Origin of the sequence: Orbus sasakiae, from assembly GCF_039542345.1 — a bacterium.
GTDB classification, from domain to species: Bacteria; Pseudomonadota; Gammaproteobacteria; order Enterobacterales; family Orbaceae; genus Orbus; species Orbus sasakiae.
Genome location: NZ_BAABHY010000001.1, coordinates 1,163,017 through 1,187,361, shown reverse-complemented (window position 1 = coordinate 1,187,361; position 24,345 = coordinate 1,163,017). Strand labels below are relative to the sequence as shown.

Below are 24,345 nucleotides of genomic sequence, written 5' to 3'. Positions count from 1 at the left end.
AGTTTCTCCTTATTTTTGTGATAACACTAAAAGTGATTGACCAAAAGCAATATCTTCTTGCTGACAAAGTGATTGTACATCATGATAGTTATCACTATTACTAACAATAATTGGGGTCGTGATTTCATATCCAGCTTGTTTTATCGCCTCAATATCAAAACTAACCAGTTTTTCACCTTGTTTAACTTTATCGCCCATTTCAACATGAGCAGTAAAATGTTGCCCATCTAACTTTACAGTATCCAGACCGATGTGAATCAGTATTTCGACTCCGGAATCCGTTAAAAAGCCAATTGCATGTTTTGTTCTGAATAATGAAACAACTTCACCATCTTGTGGTGCAACCACATAACCTATCGTTGGAATGATAGCGACACCTTTGCCCATCAGTTCACTAGCAAAGGTTTGATCATTTACTTGAGATAATGCAATGACTTGACCTTGCATTGGACTATCAATGATGATTTGATCAACAAGTTGATTATCAACGTTTGATGATAAATCAGATTGCATCGTATTAGCGGTTTTTTTTGGTAATCCGAAAAAATAACTTAGTAGCATAGCTATTGTAAATGCTGCGATGGTTGCAACGATAGCGGCATAGAAAGCGGCATTTATGCCCGTGGCAGGAATGATCTGAATAAAAGTAAAGACACTTGGAAAACCAAATGAATAAATTAATGTTTGGTATAAACCCATAATTCCGCCACCAATGCCAGCACCAATACAACCAAAAATAAACGGTTTTTTATTCGGTAAGTTAACACCATATATAGCGGGTTCTGTGACGCCAAATAACCCTGATAACACTGATGAACTAGCTAATGATTTAAACTCTTTATCTTTAGATCGTAACATCACTCCTAATGCAGCACCTGTTTGACCAAATACAGCAGGAATTAAAATAGGCAGAATAAAGTCAGAACCTGATGATACGATATTGTTCATAAATATTGGCACTAATCCCCAATGAACGCCAAATATGACCAATATTTGCCATACTGAAGCTAAAATCATTGAAGCCAATACGGAATTGAGCTGATATACAAACATAATACCATTTGAAATCGCATCACTTAAAAATGTTGCGACAGGGCCAATTAAAGCAAATGTTAATGGCACAGTAATCAGTAGTCCAAACAGCGGGGAAATGAACTTTTTAAATGAATCATGGAAAATTTTATTTAAGTTTTTTTCAACTAATGAGTAAAACCATGCGGCAAAAAACACAGGTATAACCGATGATTGATAGGGAATCAATTCAATGGGAATTGAGAAAAATTCAGTTTCCGCTTGTAAAGCTCCGCCCATCATCGCGACAATACTTGGATGAACCAGTGCGCCTCCTAGTGCCATACCAAAAAATGGATTACCGCCAAATTTTTTGACTGCACAGTACCCTAAAATAATGGGTAAATAATAAAAAGCGGAATCAGCAATGACGGATAAAAACGTATAGCTTGAGGTATTAGGATCGATGACCTCTAATATGGTTAAAAAAGAAACGATGCCTTTTAAGATACCCGCTGTAACAAGTACCGTCAGCATTGGTGCAAAAATGCTGGAAATAATATCTATCAGTTTTGACAGTATATTACGGCTATTTTTGCTAGCAGAGCTCGCATCGAGTTCGTTAAAATGGCCAATTTCCATGATGTCATTATAAACATCATTTACATTATTGCCGATAACAACTTGAAACTGGCCACCACTTTCTACGACCATGATCACGCCTTTTTGTTTTTTAAGCGTCTCTGCACTGGCGATAGTATTATCTTTGAGCACAAACCGTAAGCGAGTAGCACAGTGAACCAGACTCATAACATTGTCCTTACCACCGACATTTTTAATAATTGACTCAGCAAGTTCTTTATTTTTCATAAAAAAATCCTATTTTTAGGCCAAAAAAAAACCTAAATCCCCCGCGGTAGAGAGATTTAGGTTTTGCCTGTATTTATGTTTATCAAATAAACGTTACAGTAACAATCCAATAACTTGTTTTTTTAGACTAACACTATTTTAAATCATTTGAAAAGTAGAAATATAAATCACAATTTAATTTTGTGATCTATGTCGCATTTACTCTGATACAGCCATAATTTGCAATTCGTTACGCAAACGCTCAATGTGAATGGTCAAATAAAGACTTTCATCATCAGTGAGTGGATGTGCATATTGTTGAATCAAATGGAGATCGATTCGCTTCGTGCACAAATAAGCCTGATGATATTTTTCTTTGACGATTTCATATAACGAGATGTCTTGGCTAGCCACAAAATTATTATTCAGTATACGTTGAGAAAAAAACTTCAAGTGTGTTACAAAACGTTGATAGGTCAGGCTATCTTCATCATATTCAAATTTAAAATGGTATTTTACTATATTGAGTATCTCTCGCATAATTTTGGTCATCGTCACAATATTGGGCATCGTATCATTGAGCTGTGCGTTGATAATGTGAAAGGTTATAAAACCAGCTTCATCTTCTGGTAATATGACATTTAAACGTTGCTTTATGGTTTCAAGTGCAAAAAGTCCAATTTTAAACTCTTTATTGTAAAGTTTTTTTATTTCCCACAAAAAACCATTCGGAATATCAAAACCTTGTTTATGCCTTTCAATAGCGAAGTGAATATGGTCAGTTAATGAAATATAAATACTATCTTGTAATTTGCCATCTAATTGGCTTTTGGCTTGATTAATAATGATTTCACTGACACTTATAACGCTCAGTGGTATTTCAGATAAGAGTTCTGCAAACTTTGGTAAAATTTCGTTATTTGTTAAAGAAAACTGTTTTTCAATCAATGTTTGATCAACAAAATCGCCTTCTTTCTTCTTAAAAGCAATGCCGCGTCCCATAATGATCTGCTCATTACCTGATTTATCAAGTATTATAATTACATTATTATTTAATATCTTATGAACTTTCATTATTAATTTTATACACTAATTAAGGTAAAAGGTACATGATATTGTTATTTTTAACAATATGAAAAGAAATAATGTTATAGAGTGTGACCTACATCCAATTTTACAAAAATTTTTAAACAAAAATAGTCAAATAATTTAGTTATGGACAGAGGGGAGTATTTTTTTCATTTTTTTGATCTCATCGGGATTGACACAATAACGTAAAAATTCATTATTTGCAGTTTGGCTCATATTGACAAAGTGATTTTGATGTTGCATTAAAGAAGGTACAACCTGTGTTGCGGATGAATGGAATTCATTTAATCCAAGTTGTATAAACGGTGCTAAGTTGTCAGATCGAATACCACAGCCGGGCATTATTATGGTCGATTTTGACTTGTTTTTCAGTTGTTCAATTAATTCTATTCCCATCAGCGCATTTGCTTGTTGTCCTGAAGTCAATAAACGATCAATCCCGAGTTCATTAATTTGTTGTATTGCTTTCAGTGGTTGATGGCATACATCAAATGCTCGATGGAAGGTAACAGAAAGTCCTTTGGCTGCATTCATCAGTTTTTCCATGTTATCAAGATCGATGGAACCATCTGTTTGTAAACAACCAAATACTACGCCAACAAAATTCAGTTGTTTTATCAGCTTAATATCATGGCGCATACTATTGATTTCAAATTGGCTGTAACAAAAGTCACCACCACGGGGTCTGACGATGGGATGAATAGCAATCGGCAAATTAAGCTCTGATAGTTGTAATAAATCACCATAGCTCGGCGTTAAGCCACCATCACTGCGGCCTGAACAAAATTCAATGCGATCTGCACCATTATGATAGGCAGTTAAAATATCATCAATACTGTAGCAGCAAATTTCAAGTTTCATGGTTATTTTCTTCGAGAATATGACATTAATTGTATTATATCGATTGTTGTTAAATGATACAGGATTATAATAGATCAGTTTTATTTAAAAAGGTCATATTATGTTTTGTGATTCTGCTTTTCGGCAAAAACGAACCATTATTTTTGCCGCATTTTTACTTAGTACGTTTATCGTTGGTATTGCTGGTGCATTACAAGCCCCCACGTTAAGCCGTTTTTTATCATATGAAGTCAATGTTAATCCGATTTTTGTCGGGACATTTTATTCACTTAATGCAATTGCAAGTATTATTGGTAGTTTTATGCTAGCTAAATATTCAGATGTGAAAGGTGAACGTCGATATATTGTGATATTCTGCTGTTTAATGGGATTGTTTAATAGCCTTACTTTTGCTTATACTCGGCATTATTTTGTACTCATCACGGTTGGTATTTTCTTTGCTGCATTAGCGTCAGCAGCAATGCCGCAGATTTTTGCCCTAGCTCGTGAATATGCGGTAAAAACAGGACGTAATGTCGTTGCATTTAATTCTTTAATACGCGCTCAATTATCGTTAGCTTGGGTCATTGGACCGCCATTATCGTTTGCATTAGCTATGAATTATGGTTTTACAACGATGTATTTAAGCGCTGCCACGATGTATGTTATTGCCATGATTGTTATCATGCTATTTTTGCCATCGGTTGAACGTAATCCCGTATCAAAAGCTGATTTAAACGCGTTACCTAGTGATCCAGACCAACCAATTTTTAAAAACAAAAATGTGGTTTTTTTATTTTTGGCAACCGTCTTTATGTGGACAGCTAATATGATGTACCTGATAGATATGCCATTATACGTTGATGAAGTATTACATTTATCTACGTCACTACCTGGTAAATTGATGGGGATCGCAGCTGGAATTGAAATTCCCGTCATGCTTATTGCTGGATATTTAGTGCCTTATATTGGCAAGCGTAATTTGATTCTGTTTGCGGTGATCTGTGGTGTATTATTCTATATTGGTGTTATTACATTCCGTGGTGAGCTAGCTTTATTGCTACTACAATTATTTAATGCCTTGTTTATTGGTATCGTTGCGAATATTGGTATTATTTATTTTCAAGATCTTCTCCCAACTCGCATGGGGGTTGCGTCAACACTATTTAATAATGGTGTTACGTGCAGTGTTATTATTGGCGGGATGATTCAAGGATTTATATCTGATATGTATGGCCATGAAGTCATTTATTATATTGCATTGGCGATGATGTTCATTTCTTTAGTACTCTGTTTGCAGGTTAAAACAGCTAGATAATCTCTAGCTGTTACAAATATGATTATCTTATGTGTTGTTTGAGTTGTTCGATTTCTTTGATCCATTGCGCGTTTAATTTTTTAGCATGCCGAGGCATGTGCTTTATTCTAATTTGATATTCATTCAGTCTTATTTTTGCTTTATCAAACTCACCCCACTGTACTAGTGCCCTTAAATATTGAGATAATGCTTCAAGGCTAGGGTAATAGTCAATTAACGCTGAAAACTCCTCATTAGCACCTATTTTATCATTGAGTGAAACTAAAATTCTAGCATACAACAAGTGCCCTTCATCTGAACGAAAGCTAGGGTTATGTGTTCTTAACGTGTCAAGTGTATCGCGAGCTTTGAGGTAATCTTCACAAACAAAAAGTGCATAAGCATATTGCAATAAAATATCAGGTGCATATTGATAAATTCCAGTTAATGCATTTTGATAATAAGGCAAAGCATCTTTTGCTTTACCATTATCAACCAAGGCTTTTGCTAATCGTACTGTCGCATCAATTGTGGGAGATATTTCATAAGTGTTTTGCGCTTCTCTTAAGGCTTTATGCGGATCGATAGCTTTACGCAATGTTGATTCGATTTGGTAGCCAGCGCGACTTGTTCTCATACTTGGAATAAAAACAGCCAAACAATAAACAATACTACCAAGAAAGGGAAATACAAATAAAATAAACAGCCAATAACTATTTTGCCCACTTCGTACAGCATGAATAGCAAAGAAAATAGCAATAATCGTACTTAACCCAATTCCAATAAATGGCATAAAGAATCCTTATTTTAATTTTTATATTACTGAGTGATCAAGCTAATAGAAGTTACTAGTCGAATAATATCATCATAATATGATGGTTCTAAAGTCATATTATTTAATACTAAGCTAAAAGGGCAGTTAAGCCCTTTAAATGCTATTGAGGGATAATTAAACAAGTTTATCCGCTGACTTTAAAATAGATAACAATAATTGCCAGTATTTTTCAACGGTGTCAATGTTTACTTTTTCATCTGGTGAATGAGGGGAAACAATAGTTGGTCCAATCGAAATCATGTCTAAATAAGGATAGTGTTTAGTAAATAATCCGCACTCAAGTCCAGCATGAATAACGGTAATCTTAGCTTGTTGATTGAAAATATTTTGATAGTTATTTTCAGCTAATTTAAGTAATTTCGAATCCAAATTTGGTGTCCAGCCTGAATATCCACTACTAACTTCATAGTTTGCATTGATTAATTGGCTGTGAGAAATGAGCGATGACACAACTGCATCTTTTGCTGAGTCAACTTGTGAACGAATTAAAAAGTATGCTGAAATTTGATTTTCTTTAATTTCTACAATGCCTAAATTAAGGGATGTTTCAACAACACCAGCGATTTCATTACTCATTCTGACAACACCATTGGGTGCGCTGTTTAACCAGTCAAGAATTTTTTGTTGATGGTCCGTTGTCATAACGCGTTTGACTTTATTTTTTTCTAATGCTGTGTACGATAAATTGATATTCGGTTCAACATGCTTATATTCATGTTGTAATATTTCTTCAAACTCTTTAATCAGTAATTGTAGCGCAGGTAAGTCTTTTTGACTTAACGTGATTTCAGCAAATGCTTCACGAGGTATGGCATTACGTAAAGATCCGCCTCGAAAATCGGATAATCTAAACGGAATATCTTGTGCATACTCGGTTAAGAAACGAATTAACAATTTGATTGCATTGCCACGACCTAGATGGATATCACAACCTGAGTGACCACCTTTTAAACCTTTTAATGATAAACGAAGGTACGTATCATGAAAGTCAGGAATAACAGCATAAGTGACGGCAAACGTTGATTTAAAATCAACCCCACCGGCACAGCCAGTAAAAATTTCCCCCTCATCTTCAGAATCAGTATTTATCAGGAAGCGACTATTAAACCAGTTTGGTTGTAAACCAAATGCGCCAATCATTCCTGTTTCTTCAGAGGCAGTGATTAAAACTTCAAGCGGGCCATGTTCAACGCTTTCATCTGTTAACGCCGCAAGCGCGGAAGCTAATCCAATGCCGTTATCAGCTCCGAGTGTTGTACCTTGTGCTTTAACCCATTTACCATCAATATAAGGTTTGATTGGGTCGATTAAAAAATCATGTATGGTATCTTCATTTTTTTGAGGGACCATATCCATATGTGCTTGAAGAATAATCGATGGAAAATGTTCTTTACCTTGAGTTGCATTTTTACGTAAAAGAATATTACCTACTTTATCTAACTGACACTCAATTTTATGATGTGCAGCAAAATCGACAATATACTTAGTTATCATCGCTTCGTGATGTGAAGGATGTGGAATTTGACAGATCTGATTAAAGATAGTCCAAAGGGATTTGGGGGTAAGTGATGACAGCATAATAAACCTCAAGATTCTATTAATAAATTAGTAGTTTTTATTTACTACTCACACTATAATTAGGTGCAATTTTACATTCATTTTAAGTGTATTGATATGGCAATTTATGCGATAACACTATTTAACACTTAATTCTTCAAAATTGTAGGTTGTTTATTATGTCAACAAAGCAAAATGAGCTTGTCGAAGACGTCAAAGCGCAAAAACAAATCAAAGCCCAGCAAATTGCTGAAAAGAAAAAATATACCGTAACCTGGGATATGTTACAAATGTATGGTCGCGAGTTAGCTTGTCGATTATTACCCGCAACACAATGGAAGGGGATTATTGCGGTCAGTCGCGGAGGATTAGTGCCTGCGGCAATTCTTGCTAGAGAACTCAGTATCCGTTATGTAGATACGGTTTGTATCTCAAGTTATGACCACAATCATCAACGTGAAAAACTCATTTTAAAGCGCGCAGAAGGCGATGGTGAAGGGTTTATCGTTATTGATGATTTAGTTGATACGGGCGGAACGGCTCATTCAATCCGTGAAATGTACCCTAAAGCGCATTTTGTTACTATTTTTGCAAAACCAGCGGGTAAACCGTTAGTTGATGATTATGTTATCGATATTCCGCAAAATACCTGGATAGAGCAACCTTGGGATACGGGTATTTCGTTCATTAAGCCATTAAGTGACAAAGAATAATACTATCCGCACCATTGTGTGCGGTGAATTGATGTTAATGGAATCTAATAGGCATTACTATTCATGACCTCAAATAAAAATTTATCTGAACAGTTGTTTAAACCACAGTTTAATTATCCCGAAACATCATCACTGATTCATCGTGTTGATGTCGGTAACCATCAAGCTCGTTCATTACTTGATGGGGAAGGGCGTAATAATTGGTATAGAGTGATTAATCGATTGTCATGGTATTGGCATGGATTACCATTGATTGAAGTTGAGGAAGTCTTATCACGTATCGCTGCATCGCCACGAAAACGAACTAATGAGGCTTGGCTTGATACTGTTGAAGGTTATCAGTTTGGTAATTGGATATATGAGTTTTTAGCGCAATCAGTCAAATGGCAGCAAAAAGCAGAACAGTGTCATCAAATTACAGAACAATCGCAAGCAAAAGCTGGGTGCCATAAAGCGTGGTTGACGGCCAGTTTATTTGCAGGCCTTGCCAGTTACCCTTATTATCGTAACGATGATTTAGCCAATCAAGCGCAAGTGTTTGCTAATCGCTATTATCGTGAAGCGATGAACTATTCACCTTACCAAATTAAAGAATTAGAATTTATCGTTGAAAATAAATCGGTAAAAGCAATATTACATACACCATTGTTACACGATGATCAGCCAAAAGCATTTCCCGTGGTGTTACTTTGTGCGGGTCTGGGTAATTTACAAATCGATTTCTACCATTATTTTTCAAAATACTTAGCTCCACTTGGTGTTGGTTTGTTGACAGTTGATACGCCGTCAATAGGTAATAGTAAAGCATTTAATTTATCGCAAAATACTACGATTATTCACCAAGCTGTACTTGAGCAAATTAAATCGGTTCCATTGATTGATTATAGCAATATTATCCTAATGGGTTATCGATTTGGTGCTAATATCGCTATGCGACTAGCTTATTTGATGCCAAATAAAATAAAGGGGGTAATCAATGTTGCACCGATCATTCATCAATTATTTGTTGATAATCAGATGCAGGCAAAACTCCCTCTGATTTATCGCGATATGATAGCAAGTCGTTTAGGCTTAAATTCAGTCTCTAATCAACAATTAATGGCTGAATTGCGGTTTTTCTCTTTAAAAGAGCAAGGATTATTATCGAGGCCTTGCACTGTACCGGTATTAAATATTGTCTATGATGGTGATGCGATGAGTACACAGGAAGAAATGAAACTGATTACTTCTAGTAAAAAAGTGACGCAGATACAAATTAAAACGTCGACGTTGAAAGAGAGTTTATCGCAGTCATCAGATTTATCATCTAAATGGATTCAGACATTAATTAAATAATTTTATTCTCATTGAACGGTTAAAAAATGAAGCAACAAACTATTGTTATCAAGCTTGGAACAAGTGTATTAACTGGCGGTTCAAAAAAGATAGATCGCGCTAGGATTTTAGAATTAGTGAGGCAGTGCCACCAATTAATTGAGCAAGGTCATAACATTGTTGTCGTCACCTCAGGCGCAATCGCCGCGGGTCGTGAAAATTTGAATTATCCTGAATTGCCTAAAACGGTCGCGTCTAAACAACTGTTAGCATCTGTTGGGCAAAGTAAACTGATTCAAACTTGGGAACAGTTATTTTCAATTTATAATATCTATATCGGTCAAATGCTGCTAACGCGCGCTGATCTAGAAGATCGAGAACGTTTTCTCAATGCACAAGATGCACTAAAAGCGATGTTAGATAATCATATTGTGCCGGTTATCAATGAAAATGACGCTGTAGCGACCGCTGAAATAAAAGTTGGGGATAATGATAATTTATCTGCGCTAGCCGCAATTTTGGCGCAAGCAGATAAATTAATTTTATTAACCGACCAAGAAGGGTTATTTACCGCAGATCCGAGGAAAGACCCCAACGCAAAACTTATTACAGAAATTGAAACAATTGATACCGCATTAAAAGCCATTGCTGGTGATAGTATTTCCGGTTTAGGAACGGGGGGAATGGGGACTAAATTACAAGCGGCTGAAATAGCAGGTAAAGCAGGAATTGAAGTCATCATTGCGGCAGGTAGCAGACCGAATGTTATTCTTGATGTTGCTAAAAATATCGCTGTTGGAACCCGTTTCATGCCGAAAAAAACACCATTAGAACACCGGAAATACTGGTTGTTTGGTGCCCCGCCTGCGGGCAGTATTTTACTTGATGATGGTGCTGTAAATGCGATTTTGAATCAAGGTCGTTCCATTTTACCTAAAGGAATTGTTGAAGTTAAAAACAATTTCTCACGGGGTGAAGCTATCGATATCTGTAATCAACAGGGTGTCAGTATTGCTCGTGGGGTCTCTCGTTATAACAGTGATGCATTAAGGCAAATAGCCGGCCACCATTCACAAGACATTAGTAAACTTATTGGTTATGAATATGGTCCAGTTGCCGTTCATCGCGATGATATGATTGTTAAATAGCTTATTGTTAAGTGGAACCTATTATTATTAATATCACTATATAAATATATAGTTGAAAATATAAAACACATTAGGACTTATTAAAAGGAATCTCAGATGAAAACAAGTGCACGTAATTGTTTTTATGGTGAAGTGGTAGAACTTAAAAATGGTACTGTTAATGATGAAATTACACTTAAATTACCCAATGGAACATTAATTACAGCCATCATTACTCACGAAAGTACTTTAGCCTTAAATTTAAAACTAGGCGCATCAGCCTTTGCTTTAATAAAAGCATCTTTTGTGATCTTAACAGTCGGACCTAATACGATAAAAGTATCCGCACGTAATCGTTTATCTGGCAGAATCATAAAAATAAACCAAGGTGCTGTTAATTCAGAAGTTTCTATCGATTTAGGTCATGGGCAAATCATTGTTGCTATTATAACTAATGAAAGTTGTGAGAATCTAGAATTTCAAGTGGGTGATGATGCAACGGCAATGTTTAAAGCTTCACATGTCATTGTTGGCGTTGAGGATTAAGCATAACTTAAAATCATCGTAATATGAATGATCATTTCGTCTCACCAAATTATTATATTGATATGTATTTGAATACCACTGTAATAGCACTTATATGAGGTTATAAACTATGTTAGAGCAACTTGGTAAAGCAGCCAAAATCGCTGCATTTGAATTATCACAATGTTCAACAGCACAAAAGAATGCAGCGCTAAGTTGTATTGCCGATCTACTCGAACAACACTCAGCAAAAATCTTAGCAGCGAATTCGATTGATATTGAAGCTGCAAAAGCTCATGGCACAAGTGATGCTATTTTGGACCGGTTATTATTAACTCATGAGCGTTTAGCGACTATTGCTAATGATGTCAGAAAGGTCATTATGCTTGCCGATCCTGTTGGTGAGGTGATTGATGGATATACACTGGATAGTGGTTTAAAGTTACAACGTCACCGAGTGCCGTTAGGGGTCATTGGAGTTATTTACGAAGCGAGACCAAACGTAACTATCGATATTGCGACCCTATGTCTAAAAACAGGTAATGCTGCCATTTTACGTGGCGGTAAAGAAACAACAAATACAAATAAAGTGATGATTGAAGTCATTCAAGATGCACTGGCTCAAACACAGTTACCTTCAGCCGCAATCCAGTCAATTAATAATCCTGATCGTAAATATATCAATGAATTATTAAAACTTGATAAATATGTTGATATGATTATTCCGCGTGGTGGAGCTGCCTTGCATAAGCTTTGTCGTGAACATTCAACAATCCCTGTTATTACAGGTGGAATTGGTGTTTGCCATATGTTTGTTGATCAAAGTATGGATTTTGATACAGCCTTTCCAATTATAATTAATGCTAAGACCCAGCGTCCAAGTACCTGTAATACATTAGAAACATTACTGGTGCACACTGAAATTGCCGACCTGTTTTTACCTAAATTAAGTCAAATCATGGCAGATAACAAGGTGGTATTGCATGCCGACTCGTCAGCATTTGAAGTATTAAAACATGGTGTGGCTAATGTTTTACCCGTTAATGATGACGAATTACGTAATGAATGGTTATCAAAGGATCTAAATGTTGTCATCGTTGATTCTTTAGAACTCGCCGTCGAGCACATTCGTGAATATGGCAGTGCTCATTCAGATGCGATTTTGACACGTTCATTAGCCAGTGCTGAAAAATTTGTGAATTTGGTGGATTCAGCTGCCGTCTATGTCAATGCATCAACGCGATTTACTGATGGTGCGCAATTCGGATTAGGCGCTGAGGTTGCGGTAAGTACACAAAAATTACATGCAAGGGGCCCAATGGGGCTTGAAGCATTAACAACCTATAAATGGATTGGTTATGGTGATGATCTTATTAGGTGCTAATTCAAACATATTTTTTTACATTAACGCCGATATAATATTATCGGCGTTTTAACAGACAATCCCTCATTTCCTCTCACTTTATCTGAACAAATCGCAATGAATTTTCACTCAATTATTGCTAAAATTGATCTTGGCTATCATGATCCAAATGATTATAATAGCCGCAATTTTATAGGCTATGTTTTGTGAGATACTGCTCATTTACATAATGGTTAATCTTTTGATGTTATAAATAAAACATATATTCGAAAGATTGAAATAAATAATTGTCGGCTTATTCATCTTGTATCAAATTATCATATGCAATATAAAATAGTAAAAAAAATAATAAATTTATGATGAATTAAAGGAAATGAAAATGAAGTGTGTCAATTTCGTCTTCAATCGTTTGTTTTTAACAGCGGTTGGTTCGACAAGTATTGCTTTTATTCCCCAAGCGGTTGCTAATTGTGTCAGCGTACCAGCCAATAGTTTTAATTATGTTTGTTCAGGGGTAATGTCTTCAACTGAAGTCTTAATGAGTGATCAATCGCTTAATGTGTATATTGATAGTTCCTATCAAAATAATACTACTGATGAACGAGGATTAATACTTGAATCAGTTGTTGGTAGTAGTGGTAATTTGACTGTCGTACAAGAAGAAAACAGTGTAATTCATGCTAGTGATATTGGTGTTATGGCTAGCAACAGCGGGCCGGGTGTTGCGTCAGTGACAACCGCGGGGAGCATTTCTGGGGAAAAAGGCATTGGCTTGCAAGTTGATACAACTGGTGATGCAACGGGCTTATATATCGAACAAAAGTCAGGTTCAATTACGGGGTATAAAAATGGTATTTATGCGGTAAATTGGGCAAGTGGTAAATCCACAATGATCAGTTCTGGAAATATTACAGCTACAAGCGATGGCGCATTAGCTGCGCTTTATATCGAAAATGCCAATTCTAATGGTACAGATTTAATCGTAGAACAAAAAGCGGGTATAATCTCAGCAGGTCCAAGTTCAACGGCTGTTCTTGCTTATAATCATGGCACTGGCAGTACGATTGTTGACATCTCTGGCACGGTGATCGGCGGCGTTGGTATCAATACGGCAACAGGTATTGCCGGTAAAGAAACGATTATTACTATACATGATGGTGGTGTTGTTTCTGGGACGTCAGGTACTGCAATCAAAGATGATAGCGGTAATGCCACTGTCACGCTAAAAGATGGCGCTAAAGTGATTGGCAGCATCGTACTCGGTGGTGGCAGTGATACCTTAAATATTGATCAGGGAGCTGACGTTTCTGGACTCACTGTGCTTGATGGTGGTTCAGCGGATGGTACAACTAGTCGCACTGATACAGATACCGATACTTTAAATCTCAACCAATCGTTAACGGGTTCATCAGGCAGCATAGGGCAAGCAGGGAATATTTCGATTGTTAATTGGGAAGCCATTAATATTGGTACGAAAAGTAATGCGGCTTTAAGTCTATCTGGTGAGTTAACCGCTAACGATGTCACCGTTGATACCTACGGTACGCTTAATCTAGCAAGTGGTGTGGCTGATGCGAACGTTAATAGTAATGTTACCAACCGTGGTATTATTGATTTATCAGCAAGCTCTACCGCGGGGAGTACACTGACGATCAATGGTGACTATACCGGCGATAAGGGGCAACTAATCCTTAATAGTGTGTTAGGTGATGACAATTCCGCAACCGATAAATTAGTGATTAATGGCAATGCGTCAGGCACCACTTATGTGTCGGTCAATAATCTGGGGGGCAGTGGAGCACAGACTGTTGAAGGCATCAAAGTGATTGATGTAACAGGGACATCAAGTACTGATGCATTTGTGCAACAAGGGCGTATTGTCGCGGGCTCATATGAGTATTATTTAGGACATGGGACGGCCAGTGGTACTGATAACAATAGTTGGTATTTAACCAGTAAGTATATCGATAATAGTGAGGCCACAATCAGGCCAGAAGCGGGTTCATATTTATCTAATTTGGTCGCAGCCAATAGTCTATTTAATTTACGTTTGCACGACCGTTTAGGTGAAACCCAGTATACTGATTTACTTAACGGGGAACAAAAAGTAACCAGTATGTGGTTACGTTACCAATACGGTAATCAGAAGTTTAATGCTGGACATCAACTCAATAATAAGGCGCATTGGAACATCGTACAACTGGGTGGTGACATAGCGCAGTGGACAACCAATAATCGCAACCGTTTGCATTTTGGTATCATGTGGGGCTATGGTCGGAGTTCAAGTGATAGTGATTCCCAGTTAAGCGGCTACCGCTCAACGGGGACAATTGATGGGTATAGTGCTGGTGTATATGGCACCTGGTATGATAATGATGCTGATAAAAGTGGTTTATACATTGATAGCTGGTTATTGTGGAAAGACTTTGATGCTTCAGTTAATGGTCAAGAGTTGAATCAAGAAAGTTATAATCTCAGAGGCCTGACCGCTTCATTAGAATCGGGTTATAATATTAAATTAGGTCAAACAGCGGCTTATAGCTACTGGTTACAACCAAAAGGGCAGTTAACTTGGATGAATGTGGATGCTGATGAGCACCGTGAGGCAAACGGGACGCACGTTACAGGCAAGGGCAATAACTGGCAAACCCGTTTTGGTCTTCGCGCTACTATGAGCTCAAGCGATACGGTCAACCAACGTACCCATCAAGCAGGTCAGTTATTTATTGAGGCTAACTGGTTATATAATACTAAACCCTTTGCTATCAGTATGGATGGACAGCAAATCCAACAAGATGGTGCACATAATATTGGTGAAATCAAAGCGGGTTTAGAAGGCAATATTGCAAAACAGACCAACGTGTGGTTTAACTTGGCGTATCAATATAGCGATCACCATTACAGTAACAGTGCAGTGATGTTAGGGCTCAAATACAGCTTTTAGGTCACGATCTATTTTCACACTAAAAAAGGCACCGATGGGTGCCTTTTTTGGGTTGTTTAGAAATTACGCATTAATAGTGCATAATCAAGATTAATATCTTCAGGGATTGGGATATACACAATATGACCATCACCGAGTCCAGCAGGCACAGGTTGTCCTTTTTTATTTTGCATACTTGTTATTTCAAACGTAATATTGCCTTGTGGTGTCATCATTTCAACACTATCACCAACTGAAAATTTATTTTTAACAATAACTTCAGCTAAGCCATTTAGACGTTGTCCACTAAATTCACCGACAAATTGCTGTCTTTCAGATACGGAATGACTGTGCTCATAGTTTTGCAACTCTTCATGATTATGACGACGTAAAAATCCTTCCGTATAGCCGCGGTGAGCAAGGGAGTCTAGTTCAACTAAGAGTCTTGGATCAAACGGTTTTCCTGCTGCTGCGGCATCAATAGCATTACGATAAACTTGTGCTGTACGAGCGCAATAATAAAATGATTTCGTACGACCTTCGATTTTTAAAGAATGTACGCCGATTTTAGTTAAATCTTCAACTAATTCAACAGCTCTTAAATCTTTAGAGTTCATGATATAGGTACCATGCTCATCTTCAAAAGCTTGCATGTACTCACCTGGTCGTCCTGATTCCTCAAGCATGAAGACCTTGTCAGTCGGTCCATCGAGCACTTCGTTAGCGCCTACTTGTTTTACTTCAATAGGTTCATATTTGTGAACGATTTGACCTGTTTCGTTTTCTTTACCTTCAGCCACATTGTACTTCCAACGACAAGCATTAGTACATGTACCTTGGTTGGGATCGCGTTTGTTAATATAACCCGATAATAAACAACGACCAGAGTAAGCCATACACAATGCGCCATGAATAAAAACTTCTAATTCCATTTCGGGGGCTTTTTCACGAATTTCAGCGATTTCATCGATGGATAATTCACGTGATAATACTACTCGGGTAAGCCCCATTTGGTGCCAGAATTTGACAGTAGCCCAGTTAACTGCATTTGATTGTACTGAAAGATGAATTTCCATTTCAGGAAAATGCTCGCGAACAAGCATAATCAAACCCGGATCTGACATGATGAAAGCATCAGGTTTCATATCTACAACCGGCTTTAAGTCACGAATAAAGGTTTTAAGTTTTGAATTATGTGGTGCAATATTAACAACAACGTAAAACTTTTTACCTTGCGCATGAGCTTCGTTAATCCCAATGGCTAAGTTTTCATGATTAAATTCGTTATTACGTACGCGTAAACTATAACGAGGTTGCCCTGCGTAAACGGCATCTGCTCCATAAGCAAATGCATAGCGCATGTTTTTTAATGAACCAGCCGGTGAAAGCAGTTCGGGTTTAAAAGATTGTGTTTCCATTTAATAAAATGCCTCTGATATCAAGTCAGTGAGCTAACGTATTTATACATCTTGCTAACTCGTCTTAAAGCATTGAATAATTATAATTAATTACTATTTGCTATTCTAAATTTAAATGTGTCATTATAGGCTTGTGCCGTAAATGTGACATTGCTTGAATATTCTATCATATGTTCAGCGTTCAAATGAGCATATTTATTTACCATTTCAAGCGTCTCCCAGCCACCCATTGTTTTAAGTGTATATAATGGCGTTCCCGATTGGACATGCCAGCTTGCCCATGTATGACGTAAATTATGAAATCTAAAATTATCAATTCCTGATGCTTTTAAAGCTGATTGAAAAGCACCATGATCTACCTTGTTAATCCTCTTATTGTCTTTTCGAGTAAAAACATATCAATCATCGCTTTTAAATCTCAGTGACCTTAATAACTCAATTACATTATCATTTAAGCTATGCCTGATTTAGCGTTATTGGCCGTAACTAAAGCCACCTTATTAACGAAATCAACATTATTCCAAGTTAATGATAATATTTTGCTTTGTCTGGCTCCAGTTGATAGTACAAAAAAACAAACATCATATAGCCATTTTTGTTTTATGTTTTTAAGTAACAAGGTAGCTTTTTCTTTAGTTATCGATCTAACACGTACTTTTTGCAGAGCAAGTTGGAAGTAATCCCGTATGCTTTATACACAATCCGTCAATTTCTTCTTTTAATTCTTCTGTAATCATTTAGTCACCTATAAACTGTAATGCTTCATCTTCTGTTAAAAAATACCAATCTAGCGTATCAAGATAAGTTTGATATTTACCTCGACAAGATAAAGTCACCAACTTTTTAGAAATGCTGTTTAGATAGGGGAGAGGGTTGTTGACGCTAGAAATAATGCTGATTTGAAAAACTTTTTAAGATAAGGTAATAGTAATGGTAGTAACATAACTGTTAACGTGCCTGTAAATATAGGTGATCGCTCCGTAACAGAAGGCGACAGCAAGCAGCTAGGTCAGATGATAACGCAATCGATTATGAAGCATTATTCAAGAGCAAATGCGACCTAGTGGATTACTGAATAAGCGTTGATTTACTGATTTAAATTTCATACTATTAATTCACTTTAATTATTGGATTAATAGTATGAAAAAAATTGCTGCTTTATGCTTTATTAGTACTTTATTAGGTGGGTGCAGTGTTCATCATCAATTTAATGATCGCTTATCTTACCAATCTGTAAAGAAAATTAAATCTGAGGTGCATTTAAACTCCCGCCCAAGCTTAGATATTACATGGATTCCGACAGATTTTCCATCACGAGTAGACATTCAAGGCGCTTCTGGATTTATTGGTGGAGGCTCTCGCACAAGGATTCCTACAGGAATAGGAATATCATCTAGAATAGAATAGAAGAGGCCATAAATACATATGCTGATTTAAATAATGACGGGAGAAAATTATCCATAACAGTTAATAAAGCTGAAACAAATTTTACTTACGGAATGAGTAATATAGATTCGGCATATGTGTATTTGAATGTGACATTTGATTTAGCTGGGAAAAAATGGGAAAAAGAGTTTGTAACAAAACAAAATGATAAAGGGGTAAAGGATGCAAAAGTCACATCGACTATTGAGTATGCGTGGGATCAAATTGCTTTAGATGTAGCAAGAAATGTTGCTGAAAATTTATAGATAATTGAGGAAATATAATGAGAAAATTATTACTTATTATTTTTGTTTCACTTGGGTTGATTGGATGTTCCACTACACCACCATCCCAGAATGAAATAAAAAACGTGCCAATGGATAGAGTATTTAGTTATCAAAATAATGATAGCTCAAATATTATTGTTGTTCGTGATAAAGGTATTGTCGGTAGTGCTTGTTTTATAAACTTTTTTATTAATGGCAAAGAATCGGCAAAATTAGAAACTAAAGAAAGAGCCTCATTTTATGTACCTAGTGGTGAAATAATATTAGGTGCATCATTAGAAGGTAGAGGATTATGTAGCTTTAATGCGCCGAGACGGGAAAGGAGTTTTATTTTAAAGGTTGGTGATGTTCGCTATTTTAGGTTGTCAATAGATCCAAACGGCAATACAGATATAATGCCTACCACCTTATATTAAATAAAGCCCTTTCGGGCTTATTTAAATCTTTTGTTAAATGCTTGAGAGCTTTCTTTTCTTTCTAATCTGTTACTGCAGTATGGGCATAGATATTGTTTTTTACCTTCAATATTCCATTTATAATATTTTCTTTTGAATCGACTTTCGATAGCTTATAGAGTTTTTGGTTCATAGTCTGGATTCATCGGACTTAATGCTAATCTTGGCTCAAGTTGTAACTTTTTAATTGTGAATTCACTGTTAAGCATAACGACAACAACATCACTACCATGTTTAGCCTGTATTGACGAATCCGCCATTTTAAATCCTACCGTCACGCATCGATTCACCAAATACGCACAGTATGTAACTTGTTAGCCGACATTTTATCAGCAATTCATTTAAACCTGTATTGCTGTTATTTTTTCTGTTCATATATACAGTGCATATTTAATTTAGACAAAATCAATATCGATATAGCATAAACTTATTTTTATGATCACTAACTAATGATCATGAAAATTAACTTGTGCCATATTTGTGCCGTAAAATATATAAAATAAGTAATAAACAGTGAATAAATATACAGAAAATTAAGCTGATAACTTCATGATAATAATAGATTAAAAAATTGATATGAAAAATATAGCTCTGATGTCAAGTCAGTGTTGAACAAGTTGCTCAACGTAATAAGCAGTAATATGCGGCGCAGATTTTACGCTGAGGTTGTCAGAATAGCAAATTTATTATTTAACAGTTAAATCATAAGGTTATATTTCTATCAATTTTCGTTCTATAATAAAGGTCATTTTTCAGCAGAGGTAATACAATGAAACATAATCTCGGTTTTGAAACCTTATGTAAGGCAGCTCGTCAAACTGTGAAAACATGTTCTGTCGATGATGTAAAAAAGTTATTAGATAATCAGCAGTTACCTTTACTTATTGATGTAAGAGAAGAAAGTGAATGGAATCATGATCATTTACCTCATGCGGTTCATCTAGGACGGGGAATTATTGAACGAGATATCGAAACCCTTGTTCCAAATCAAGAGACCACCATCATTTTGTATTGTGGTGGAGGCTATCGTTCTATATTAGCTGCAGAAAGTCTAACTAAAATGGGGTACCGAAATATTATTTCGATGGATGGGGGTTATCGGGGATGGAAAGAGGCGGGTTACTCGTTAGTAAAAGAGTAATGTTCGTTATTTTTTTATCATAACATCTGATTATAGTGTAAAAATCACAATTTATTGCATTAACAACTTTATAAATGATAAATCAATACACCGTTGGCTGAATGTGAATTGTGTTGACAGTGTATTGATTAGTCCTAAAGATTACCTTCATAATCTACAAAGCAGCATTAACGGCCACATTAATCGCTGCTCCCCCTATGATTAGCCAAACAAATATGAAAAAACCTAATAATAATGGTTTAATCCCCGCTTTTTGAAAGGCTGAGTAATGGCTGGTTAAACCGAGTGCTGCCATCGCCATAGTCAGTAGAATGTTATCAAGCATAATAATAATACTGACAAACTGTTTGGGTAAGATATTGAGTGAATTGAGGCAAGCCATTAACAAAAAACCGATAGCAAACCATGGAATAACCAGTTTACGTTTTTGAGAATTGCCTTGTTGGTTTTTAATTAAATAGGCCGATAATACAAATAAGAAAGGTGCTAACAATAATACTCTGAGCATTTTACTAATTACTGCGGTTTCAACCGCTGGTTCACTTATGGCATTACCTGCAGCAACAACTTGGGCGACTTCGTGAATGGTAGAACCAATATAGATGCCAAAATAGCTGTCAGAAATAGCAAAATGAGTGGCAATATAAGCATAAAAGAAAGGATAAATAAACATTGCCAGTGTACCAAATATTACAACAATTGCTACTGCTATGGTCACTTTTTCTGGATTCGTGTTTATGGTTGATTCAGTGGCAATGACAGCCGCTGCACCACAAATTGAACAACCACTTCCAATTAAAATTACGCTATCTTGATCAAGATGAAATAACTTAATCCCCATCCACATAGTTAATAAAAAAGTACTGACTACCATTAATATATCGATAAGGATGCCTTGATAACCGACTAAAGCAATATCTTGAAAGGTCAGTTTGATACCAAACAAGATAATGGCTAAACGCAAAATTTTCCCTTTGCTAAAATCAACCCCAACATAGCAATAATGACTGAGTTTAGGATAAACACTATTACCTATCAGCAAACCGAGAATAATCGCTATCACAATTGACGATAAGCCAAGATGTTTAATATAAGAGATATTTGCAATTAACGAGGCAATCATCGCCAATAATAACGATAAGCTGATACCGGGAATATATTTTTTAACTTGCATGATAAATAAACTCTTCATTAAAAATAAAAACTACTATAACGTTGTTATTTAAATAAATAAAATTAATTTAATTTCTCTGATATATTAGATTTATTAATTAATAATATTGTGATTATCATGCCAGCAAAAATAACCTTAAAAGAGTTAACCGTTTTTCATTATGTTGTTAAATATAACACGGTAAAGATGGCTGCAGATCATTTGCATATTACTCAATCTGCTGCAAGCCAAGCATTGTTAAAATTAGAAACAATCTTAGATTCACCGCTGTTTGACCGTCACGGTCGGCAACTTATTCTTAATGAAAATGGGCGATTGTTATTACCGATGGCGATTAATATTCTTAATTCTGTGCAAGAGGTTGAAAATTTATTTTCAACTCATCCGACCGCGATTAAAATTGGTGCGAGTACAACGATTGGTAATTACATCATGCCAAATATGTTGGCATTATTTCGTCAACACTATCCATCTTCGACATTAGATATGATGGTGAGCAATACAGATGCTATCATTACTGCGGTAGCTAACTTTGATATTGATATTGGTTTGATAGAAGGAAATTGCCATCATGAAGATATTATTGTTAAACCCTGGCAAGACGATGAATTAGTGATGTTTAAAGCATTCTCTAAAGAACAAAAATATTTTGATCACCAACAATTATCATCAGCTCCGTGGCTATTAAGGGAAAAGGGCAGTGGTACAAGAGCAATAGTTGAACGGTTTTTACACGCACAATTGAATCAATTTCAAATTAGCATGGAGTTGGGTAATTCTGAAGCAATAAAATATGCGGTAGCGGCAGGTCTAGGCATAAGTTGTTTGTCGCATTATGTAGTAAGTGATTTACTTGCACAGCAAAAAATTAGTTTAATTCATTGTGATTTACCTAAATTGACGCGCCAATTTTATATTATCACTCATCGTAATAAAAAACGGACCCAAGGAATGACAAGGTTTATACAGCTACTTGAATCGAAAGAGTTTATTATCAACTGTATTACTGCTTAAAGCTATATGTAGATTTAGTATGAATGCAATTGCGTTAATTTTTTTTAGTTTGATATATTAAAGATTTACTTAACAGGTTAATTGAATAAGGTCTTTTTAATTTATTATTACTGTATTTAGCTATATAAGCGTCATCATAATTGGACCCTTGCTTTCTAATTTAAACATTTTAGATAAATCAGTGTGTTCAATATTTATCTTTTTATCCGAAGTAAAAAATAAACAAACAGTAAGAACAAAATATTTACAGTTATTGTTTGTTTAAACTTTACATATACTATGGCTAGCTCTGGTTGTATGGTGAACATTTATAGGTGCATACTTCCAGCGATTTTACTGCATTTATGTATTTCTCGGATGTCTTAAGATTTATTTTATTTTATAAAACATAATGATTGATGTATCCTAAATCACTTAATTTTTTAACCTTTATTTTATCTTGCCATTTCAATTCGCTAAAATTCAGCTAACTATTTTAATTCTAGCTTTAAAACGTTAGGACAAATATTCAAATATCCAATTTTTATGATATTTTCAGCTATTTCATGTTGATATATCACATTCATATGATATTTAATATTTCAGAGCAATGTCTTGTTCTATTTCTTTGAATAATTCATCTAATTCCATTTTTGATATGTCGTCGCCAATAGACGTCCTTTTATACTCTTTAGTAAATATTTGTTTGGCATTACCATAATTAGGCGCCCATGCGATATTGCTGTCAAATTCTCCTATTTGCATATTACTATAAATACTAATTAGTTTTTTATTGAAAGCATTACCAACATGTACTATAGACGTATCAACAGATATTAATAAATCACATAATTCAACTAAAGCAATCGATGCAAAAAAACTTGAAAAATTACCAATAAATACGTTTTTATGTACATTATTGATAAGTGATAATTTATTTTTTTCGCCAATAATAATCAACACAGAATCTTCATATTTTGACATGAAATTGATGATATTATTAATTTGCTGGTATGAAAAACTTTTTTCTGAAAATGAGCCAAAGGGATTGAAAGCAATAATTTTTTTGTTATTTATTTTATGTTCAAATAAAAAATTATTAACTTCATCGTAAGCTGATGGGGGTAAATTAAAATAATATTTTACATCATTGAATTTAACATTTAATAAATTTAATATTGTTGTCATTCTACTTGTAAAATGGTCATGATATTTTTTGTATTTTATTGATGTGTCGTACACGTGATTTTTTTGATTAAAGCCGATCGTATGCTTTGGTTTTATTGTATGAATAATTTGTATTCTTTTTTCTGTTAAATCATTAATATCCATTAGGTCAATTAACAAATCTATTCGATTGTCTTTTACTTGTTTTTTTAGCAAATCTAGGTCTCCAAAAAGTATCTTTTTATCAACGTCAATAAATCCGTCAAATAAATATGCAATTCTTTCTTCAACAATCACGCTGACATTAAACGATGAGTCTCTTAATGATTTTATTAAAAAAGAGGCGACTATTACATCTCCAATTCCGAGATCAGTCATTAATATAGTTATATTTTTATATTTAGCAGGAACTAATGAGGATCGTATTTTGATCAGACTAATGTAGGAGAAATAAATTTTCTTTTTTAAGATTTTAGTTTTTAGATTCCTTTGTCTATTTAGGTGTTTTAGCTTGTCCAACAATCGTTTTAACGACATCATCCATTCTCATCTATTATTTATATCATTAAATTATATCACAAGCCTTGGTAATTAACTACTTAGACGGCCTTACTCTAAGCTGTAAGATATTACGATTTTTTTGTTAAAAGCCAGGACTTATTTGATATTGATATCATAATCTTTATGATTTAGTTCTGATTAATATGTTTACTACATTGCTCTAACTAATTGAAATGATCTTGATACGTGAGATATAAATCTAAAACATAAAATAACATCAATAATGAAATAATCAAATTTAAAAATAGTAAAACACTAAAATACTAAGTGCTTACCCTAAA

General features: G+C 35.2%; 22 protein-coding genes and 1 pseudogene. 12 read left to right on the top strand and 11 right to left on the bottom strand.

Going from position 1 to position 24,345, the window contains the following annotated elements; all coding sequences use genetic code 11:
* Positions 1–9 precede the first annotated feature (9 nt).
* The 3 genes from ABEA36_RS05165 to cutC all read right to left on the bottom strand — a co-directional run bounded on the left by ABEA36_RS05165 (position 10) and on the right by cutC (position 3,810).
* Positions 10–1,881 (bottom strand): beta-glucoside-specific PTS transporter subunit IIABC, encoded by a 1,872-nt coding sequence (locus ABEA36_RS05165; RefSeq protein WP_345489503.1) that lies wholly within the window; start codon positions 1,879–1,881, stop codon positions 10–12.
* A 198-nt stretch (positions 1,882–2,079) separates the two neighbouring features.
* Entirely contained in the window at positions 2,080–2,934 is an 855-nt protein-coding gene (gene licT, locus ABEA36_RS05160; protein WP_345489501.1) for a BglG family transcription antiterminator LicT, read from the bottom strand.
* A 135-nt stretch (positions 2,935–3,069) separates the two neighbouring features.
* Positions 3,070–3,810 carry a copper homeostasis protein CutC gene (gene cutC, locus ABEA36_RS05155; protein ID WP_345489499.1) on the bottom strand — a complete coding sequence of 247 codons (741 nt, stop codon included), beginning with the start codon at positions 3,808–3,810 and terminating at the stop codon, positions 3,070–3,072.
* A 100-nt stretch (positions 3,811–3,910) separates the two neighbouring features.
* On the opposite strand from cutC, the gene ABEA36_RS05150 reads away from it, so the two are divergent.
* Entirely contained in the window at positions 3,911–5,107 is a 1,197-nt protein-coding gene (locus ABEA36_RS05150) for a sugar efflux transporter (RefSeq protein ID WP_345489497.1), read from the top strand.
* 22 nt (positions 5,108–5,129) lie between these two features.
* Here the strand turns inward: ABEA36_RS05150 and ABEA36_RS05145 are convergent, their stop codons facing one another.
* Together ABEA36_RS05145 and ABEA36_RS05140 are read right to left on the bottom strand one after the other, a co-directional pair.
* Positions 5,130–5,879: a hypothetical protein gene (locus ABEA36_RS05145; protein WP_345489495.1), complete on the bottom strand. Its 750-nt coding sequence runs from the start codon at positions 5,877–5,879 to the stop codon at positions 5,130–5,132.
* Positions 5,880–6,035: 156 nt separating this feature from the next.
* Positions 6,036–7,499 carry an aminoacyl-histidine dipeptidase gene (locus tag ABEA36_RS05140; protein WP_345489493.1) on the bottom strand — a complete coding sequence of 488 codons (1,464 nt, stop codon included), beginning with the start codon at positions 7,497–7,499 and terminating at the stop codon, positions 6,036–6,038.
* A gap of 158 nt (positions 7,500–7,657) precedes the next feature.
* Here ABEA36_RS05140 and gpt point away from each other — a divergent pair, with 158 nt between their 5' ends.
* The 6 genes from gpt to ABEA36_RS05110 all read left to right on the top strand — a co-directional run bounded on the left by gpt (position 7,658) and on the right by ABEA36_RS05110 (position 15,464).
* Positions 7,658–8,191 carry a xanthine phosphoribosyltransferase gene (gene gpt / locus ABEA36_RS05135; RefSeq protein ID WP_345489491.1) on the top strand — a complete coding sequence of 178 codons (534 nt, stop codon included), beginning with the start codon at positions 7,658–7,660 and terminating at the stop codon, positions 8,189–8,191.
* A 63-nt stretch (positions 8,192–8,254) separates the two neighbouring features.
* The gene (locus tag ABEA36_RS05130; protein ID WP_345489489.1) at positions 8,255–9,526 is read left to right on the top strand and encodes an alpha/beta hydrolase; all 1,272 of its coding nucleotides are present in this window, start codon (positions 8,255–8,257) and stop codon (positions 9,524–9,526) included.
* A gap of 26 nt (positions 9,527–9,552) precedes the next feature.
* Positions 9,553–10,653: a glutamate 5-kinase gene (proB, locus tag ABEA36_RS05125; RefSeq protein ID WP_345489479.1), complete on the top strand. Its 1,101-nt coding sequence runs from the start codon at positions 9,553–9,555 to the stop codon at positions 10,651–10,653.
* A gap of 96 nt (positions 10,654–10,749) precedes the next feature.
* Entirely contained in the window at positions 10,750–11,178 is a 429-nt protein-coding gene (locus ABEA36_RS05120; protein ID WP_345489477.1) for a TOBE domain-containing protein, read from the top strand.
* Between the two features lie 109 nt (positions 11,179–11,287).
* On the top strand, positions 11,288–12,541 hold the full coding sequence (gene proA / locus ABEA36_RS05115) for a glutamate-5-semialdehyde dehydrogenase (RefSeq protein WP_345489475.1): 1,254 nt from the start codon (positions 11,288–11,290) through the stop codon (positions 12,539–12,541).
* A gap of 358 nt (positions 12,542–12,899) precedes the next feature.
* The gene (locus ABEA36_RS05110) at positions 12,900–15,464 is read left to right on the top strand and encodes an autotransporter outer membrane beta-barrel domain-containing protein (protein ID WP_345489472.1); all 2,565 of its coding nucleotides are present in this window, start codon (positions 12,900–12,902) and stop codon (positions 15,462–15,464) included.
* A 56-nt stretch (positions 15,465–15,520) separates the two neighbouring features.
* Here the strand turns inward: ABEA36_RS05110 and trhP are convergent, their stop codons facing one another.
* The 3 genes and pseudogenes from trhP to ABEA36_RS13250 form a co-directional block, all read right to left on the bottom strand.
* Entirely contained in the window at positions 15,521–16,861 is a 1,341-nt protein-coding gene (gene trhP, locus ABEA36_RS05105) for a prephenate-dependent tRNA uridine(34) hydroxylase TrhP (protein WP_345489470.1), read from the bottom strand.
* Positions 16,862–16,947: 86 nt separating this feature from the next.
* Positions 16,948–17,247, bottom strand: a pseudogene (locus ABEA36_RS13255) (tyrosine-type recombinase/integrase); the annotation flags it as partial.
* Between the two features lie 65 nt (positions 17,248–17,312).
* A complete protein-coding gene (locus ABEA36_RS13250; RefSeq protein ID WP_425571892.1) occupies positions 17,313–17,501 on the bottom strand; it encodes a tyrosine-type recombinase/integrase in 189 nt (62 codons plus the stop codon).
* A gap of 500 nt (positions 17,502–18,001) precedes the next feature.
* On the opposite strand from ABEA36_RS13250, the gene ABEA36_RS05100 reads away from it, so the two are divergent.
* From ABEA36_RS05100 to ABEA36_RS05090, 3 genes are all read left to right on the top strand, one after another.
* Entirely contained in the window at positions 18,002–18,268 is a 267-nt protein-coding gene (locus ABEA36_RS05100) for a hypothetical protein (RefSeq protein WP_345489467.1), read from the top strand.
* 92 nt (positions 18,269–18,360) lie between these two features.
* Positions 18,361–18,552 carry a hypothetical protein gene (locus ABEA36_RS05095; RefSeq protein WP_345489465.1) on the top strand — a complete coding sequence of 64 codons (192 nt, stop codon included), beginning with the start codon at positions 18,361–18,363 and terminating at the stop codon, positions 18,550–18,552.
* Between the two features lie 17 nt (positions 18,553–18,569).
* Positions 18,570–18,989, top strand: coding sequence for a hypothetical protein (locus ABEA36_RS05090; protein ID WP_345489463.1), 420 nt, complete (start codon positions 18,570–18,572; stop codon positions 18,987–18,989).
* A gap of 152 nt (positions 18,990–19,141) precedes the next feature.
* On the opposite strand, the gene ABEA36_RS05085 is transcribed toward ABEA36_RS05090, so the two are convergent.
* Positions 19,142–19,288, bottom strand: coding sequence for a S24 family peptidase (locus ABEA36_RS05085; protein WP_345489461.1), 147 nt, complete (start codon positions 19,286–19,288; stop codon positions 19,142–19,144).
* Positions 19,289–19,797: 509 nt separating this feature from the next.
* On the opposite strand from ABEA36_RS05085, the gene ABEA36_RS05080 reads away from it, so the two are divergent.
* The gene (locus tag ABEA36_RS05080; protein ID WP_345489459.1) at positions 19,798–20,169 is read left to right on the top strand and encodes a rhodanese-like domain-containing protein; all 372 of its coding nucleotides are present in this window, start codon (positions 19,798–19,800) and stop codon (positions 20,167–20,169) included.
* 154 nt (positions 20,170–20,323) lie between these two features.
* On the opposite strand, the gene ABEA36_RS05075 is transcribed toward ABEA36_RS05080, so the two are convergent.
* On the bottom strand, positions 20,324–21,343 hold the full coding sequence (locus ABEA36_RS05075; protein WP_345489457.1) for a YeiH family protein: 1,020 nt from the start codon (positions 21,341–21,343) through the stop codon (positions 20,324–20,326).
* 117 nt (positions 21,344–21,460) lie between these two features.
* Here ABEA36_RS05075 and ABEA36_RS05070 point away from each other — a divergent pair, with 117 nt between their 5' ends.
* On the top strand, positions 21,461–22,357 hold the full coding sequence (locus ABEA36_RS05070; RefSeq protein ID WP_345489454.1) for a LysR family transcriptional regulator: 897 nt from the start codon (positions 21,461–21,463) through the stop codon (positions 22,355–22,357).
* Between the two features lie 573 nt (positions 22,358–22,930).
* Here the strand turns inward: ABEA36_RS05070 and ABEA36_RS05065 are convergent.
* Positions 22,931–24,043, bottom strand: a complete 1,113-nt coding sequence (locus tag ABEA36_RS05065) for a glycosyltransferase family 9 protein (RefSeq protein WP_345489452.1) — start codon at positions 24,041–24,043, stop codon at positions 22,931–22,933.
* Positions 24,044–24,345: the final 302 nt, after the last annotated feature.

Excerpts from the sequence above, each read along its gene's own strand:
- ABEA36_RS05165 (WP_345489503.1), bottom strand. The coding sequence starts at position 1,881 with ATGAAAAATAAAGAACTTGCTGAGTCAATTATTAAAAATGTCGGTGGT.
- licT (WP_345489501.1), bottom strand. The coding sequence starts at position 2,934 with ATGAAAGTTCATAAGATATTAAATAATAATGTAATTATAATACTTGAT.
- cutC (WP_345489499.1), bottom strand. The coding sequence starts at position 3,810 with ATGAAACTTGAAATTTGCTGCTACAGTATTGATGATATTTTAACTGCC.
- ABEA36_RS05150 (WP_345489497.1), top strand. The coding sequence starts at position 3,911 with ATGTTTTGTGATTCTGCTTTTCGGCAAAAACGAACCATTATTTTTGCC.
- ABEA36_RS05145 (WP_345489495.1), bottom strand. The coding sequence starts at position 5,879 with ATGCCATTTATTGGAATTGGGTTAAGTACGATTATTGCTATTTTCTTT.
- ABEA36_RS05140 (WP_345489493.1), bottom strand. The coding sequence starts at position 7,499 with ATGCTGTCATCACTTACCCCCAAATCCCTTTGGACTATCTTTAATCAG.
- gpt (WP_345489491.1), top strand. The coding sequence starts at position 7,658 with ATGTCAACAAAGCAAAATGAGCTTGTCGAAGACGTCAAAGCGCAAAAA.
- ABEA36_RS05130 (WP_345489489.1), top strand. The coding sequence starts at position 8,255 with ATGACCTCAAATAAAAATTTATCTGAACAGTTGTTTAAACCACAGTTT.
- proB (WP_345489479.1), top strand. The coding sequence starts at position 9,553 with ATGAAGCAACAAACTATTGTTATCAAGCTTGGAACAAGTGTATTAACT.
- ABEA36_RS05120 (WP_345489477.1), top strand. The coding sequence starts at position 10,750 with ATGAAAACAAGTGCACGTAATTGTTTTTATGGTGAAGTGGTAGAACTT.
- proA (WP_345489475.1), top strand. The coding sequence starts at position 11,288 with ATGTTAGAGCAACTTGGTAAAGCAGCCAAAATCGCTGCATTTGAATTA.
- ABEA36_RS05110 (WP_345489472.1), top strand. The coding sequence starts at position 12,900 with ATGAAGTGTGTCAATTTCGTCTTCAATCGTTTGTTTTTAACAGCGGTT.
- trhP (WP_345489470.1), bottom strand. The coding sequence starts at position 16,861 with ATGGAAACACAATCTTTTAAACCCGAACTGCTTTCACCGGCTGGTTCA.
- ABEA36_RS05100 (WP_345489467.1), top strand. The coding sequence starts at position 18,002 with ATGAAAAAAATTGCTGCTTTATGCTTTATTAGTACTTTATTAGGTGGG.
- ABEA36_RS05095 (WP_345489465.1), top strand. The coding sequence starts at position 18,361 with ATGAGTAATATAGATTCGGCATATGTGTATTTGAATGTGACATTTGAT.
- ABEA36_RS05090 (WP_345489463.1), top strand. The coding sequence starts at position 18,570 with ATGAGAAAATTATTACTTATTATTTTTGTTTCACTTGGGTTGATTGGA.
- ABEA36_RS05085 (WP_345489461.1), bottom strand. The coding sequence starts at position 19,288 with ATGGCGGATTCGTCAATACAGGCTAAACATGGTAGTGATGTTGTTGTC.
- ABEA36_RS05080 (WP_345489459.1), top strand. The coding sequence starts at position 19,798 with ATGAAACATAATCTCGGTTTTGAAACCTTATGTAAGGCAGCTCGTCAA.
- ABEA36_RS05075 (WP_345489457.1), bottom strand. The coding sequence starts at position 21,343 with ATGCAAGTTAAAAAATATATTCCCGGTATCAGCTTATCGTTATTATTG.
- ABEA36_RS05070 (WP_345489454.1), top strand. The coding sequence starts at position 21,461 with ATGCCAGCAAAAATAACCTTAAAAGAGTTAACCGTTTTTCATTATGTT.
- ABEA36_RS05065 (WP_345489452.1), bottom strand. The coding sequence starts at position 24,043 with ATGATGTCGTTAAAACGATTGTTGGACAAGCTAAAACACCTAAATAGA.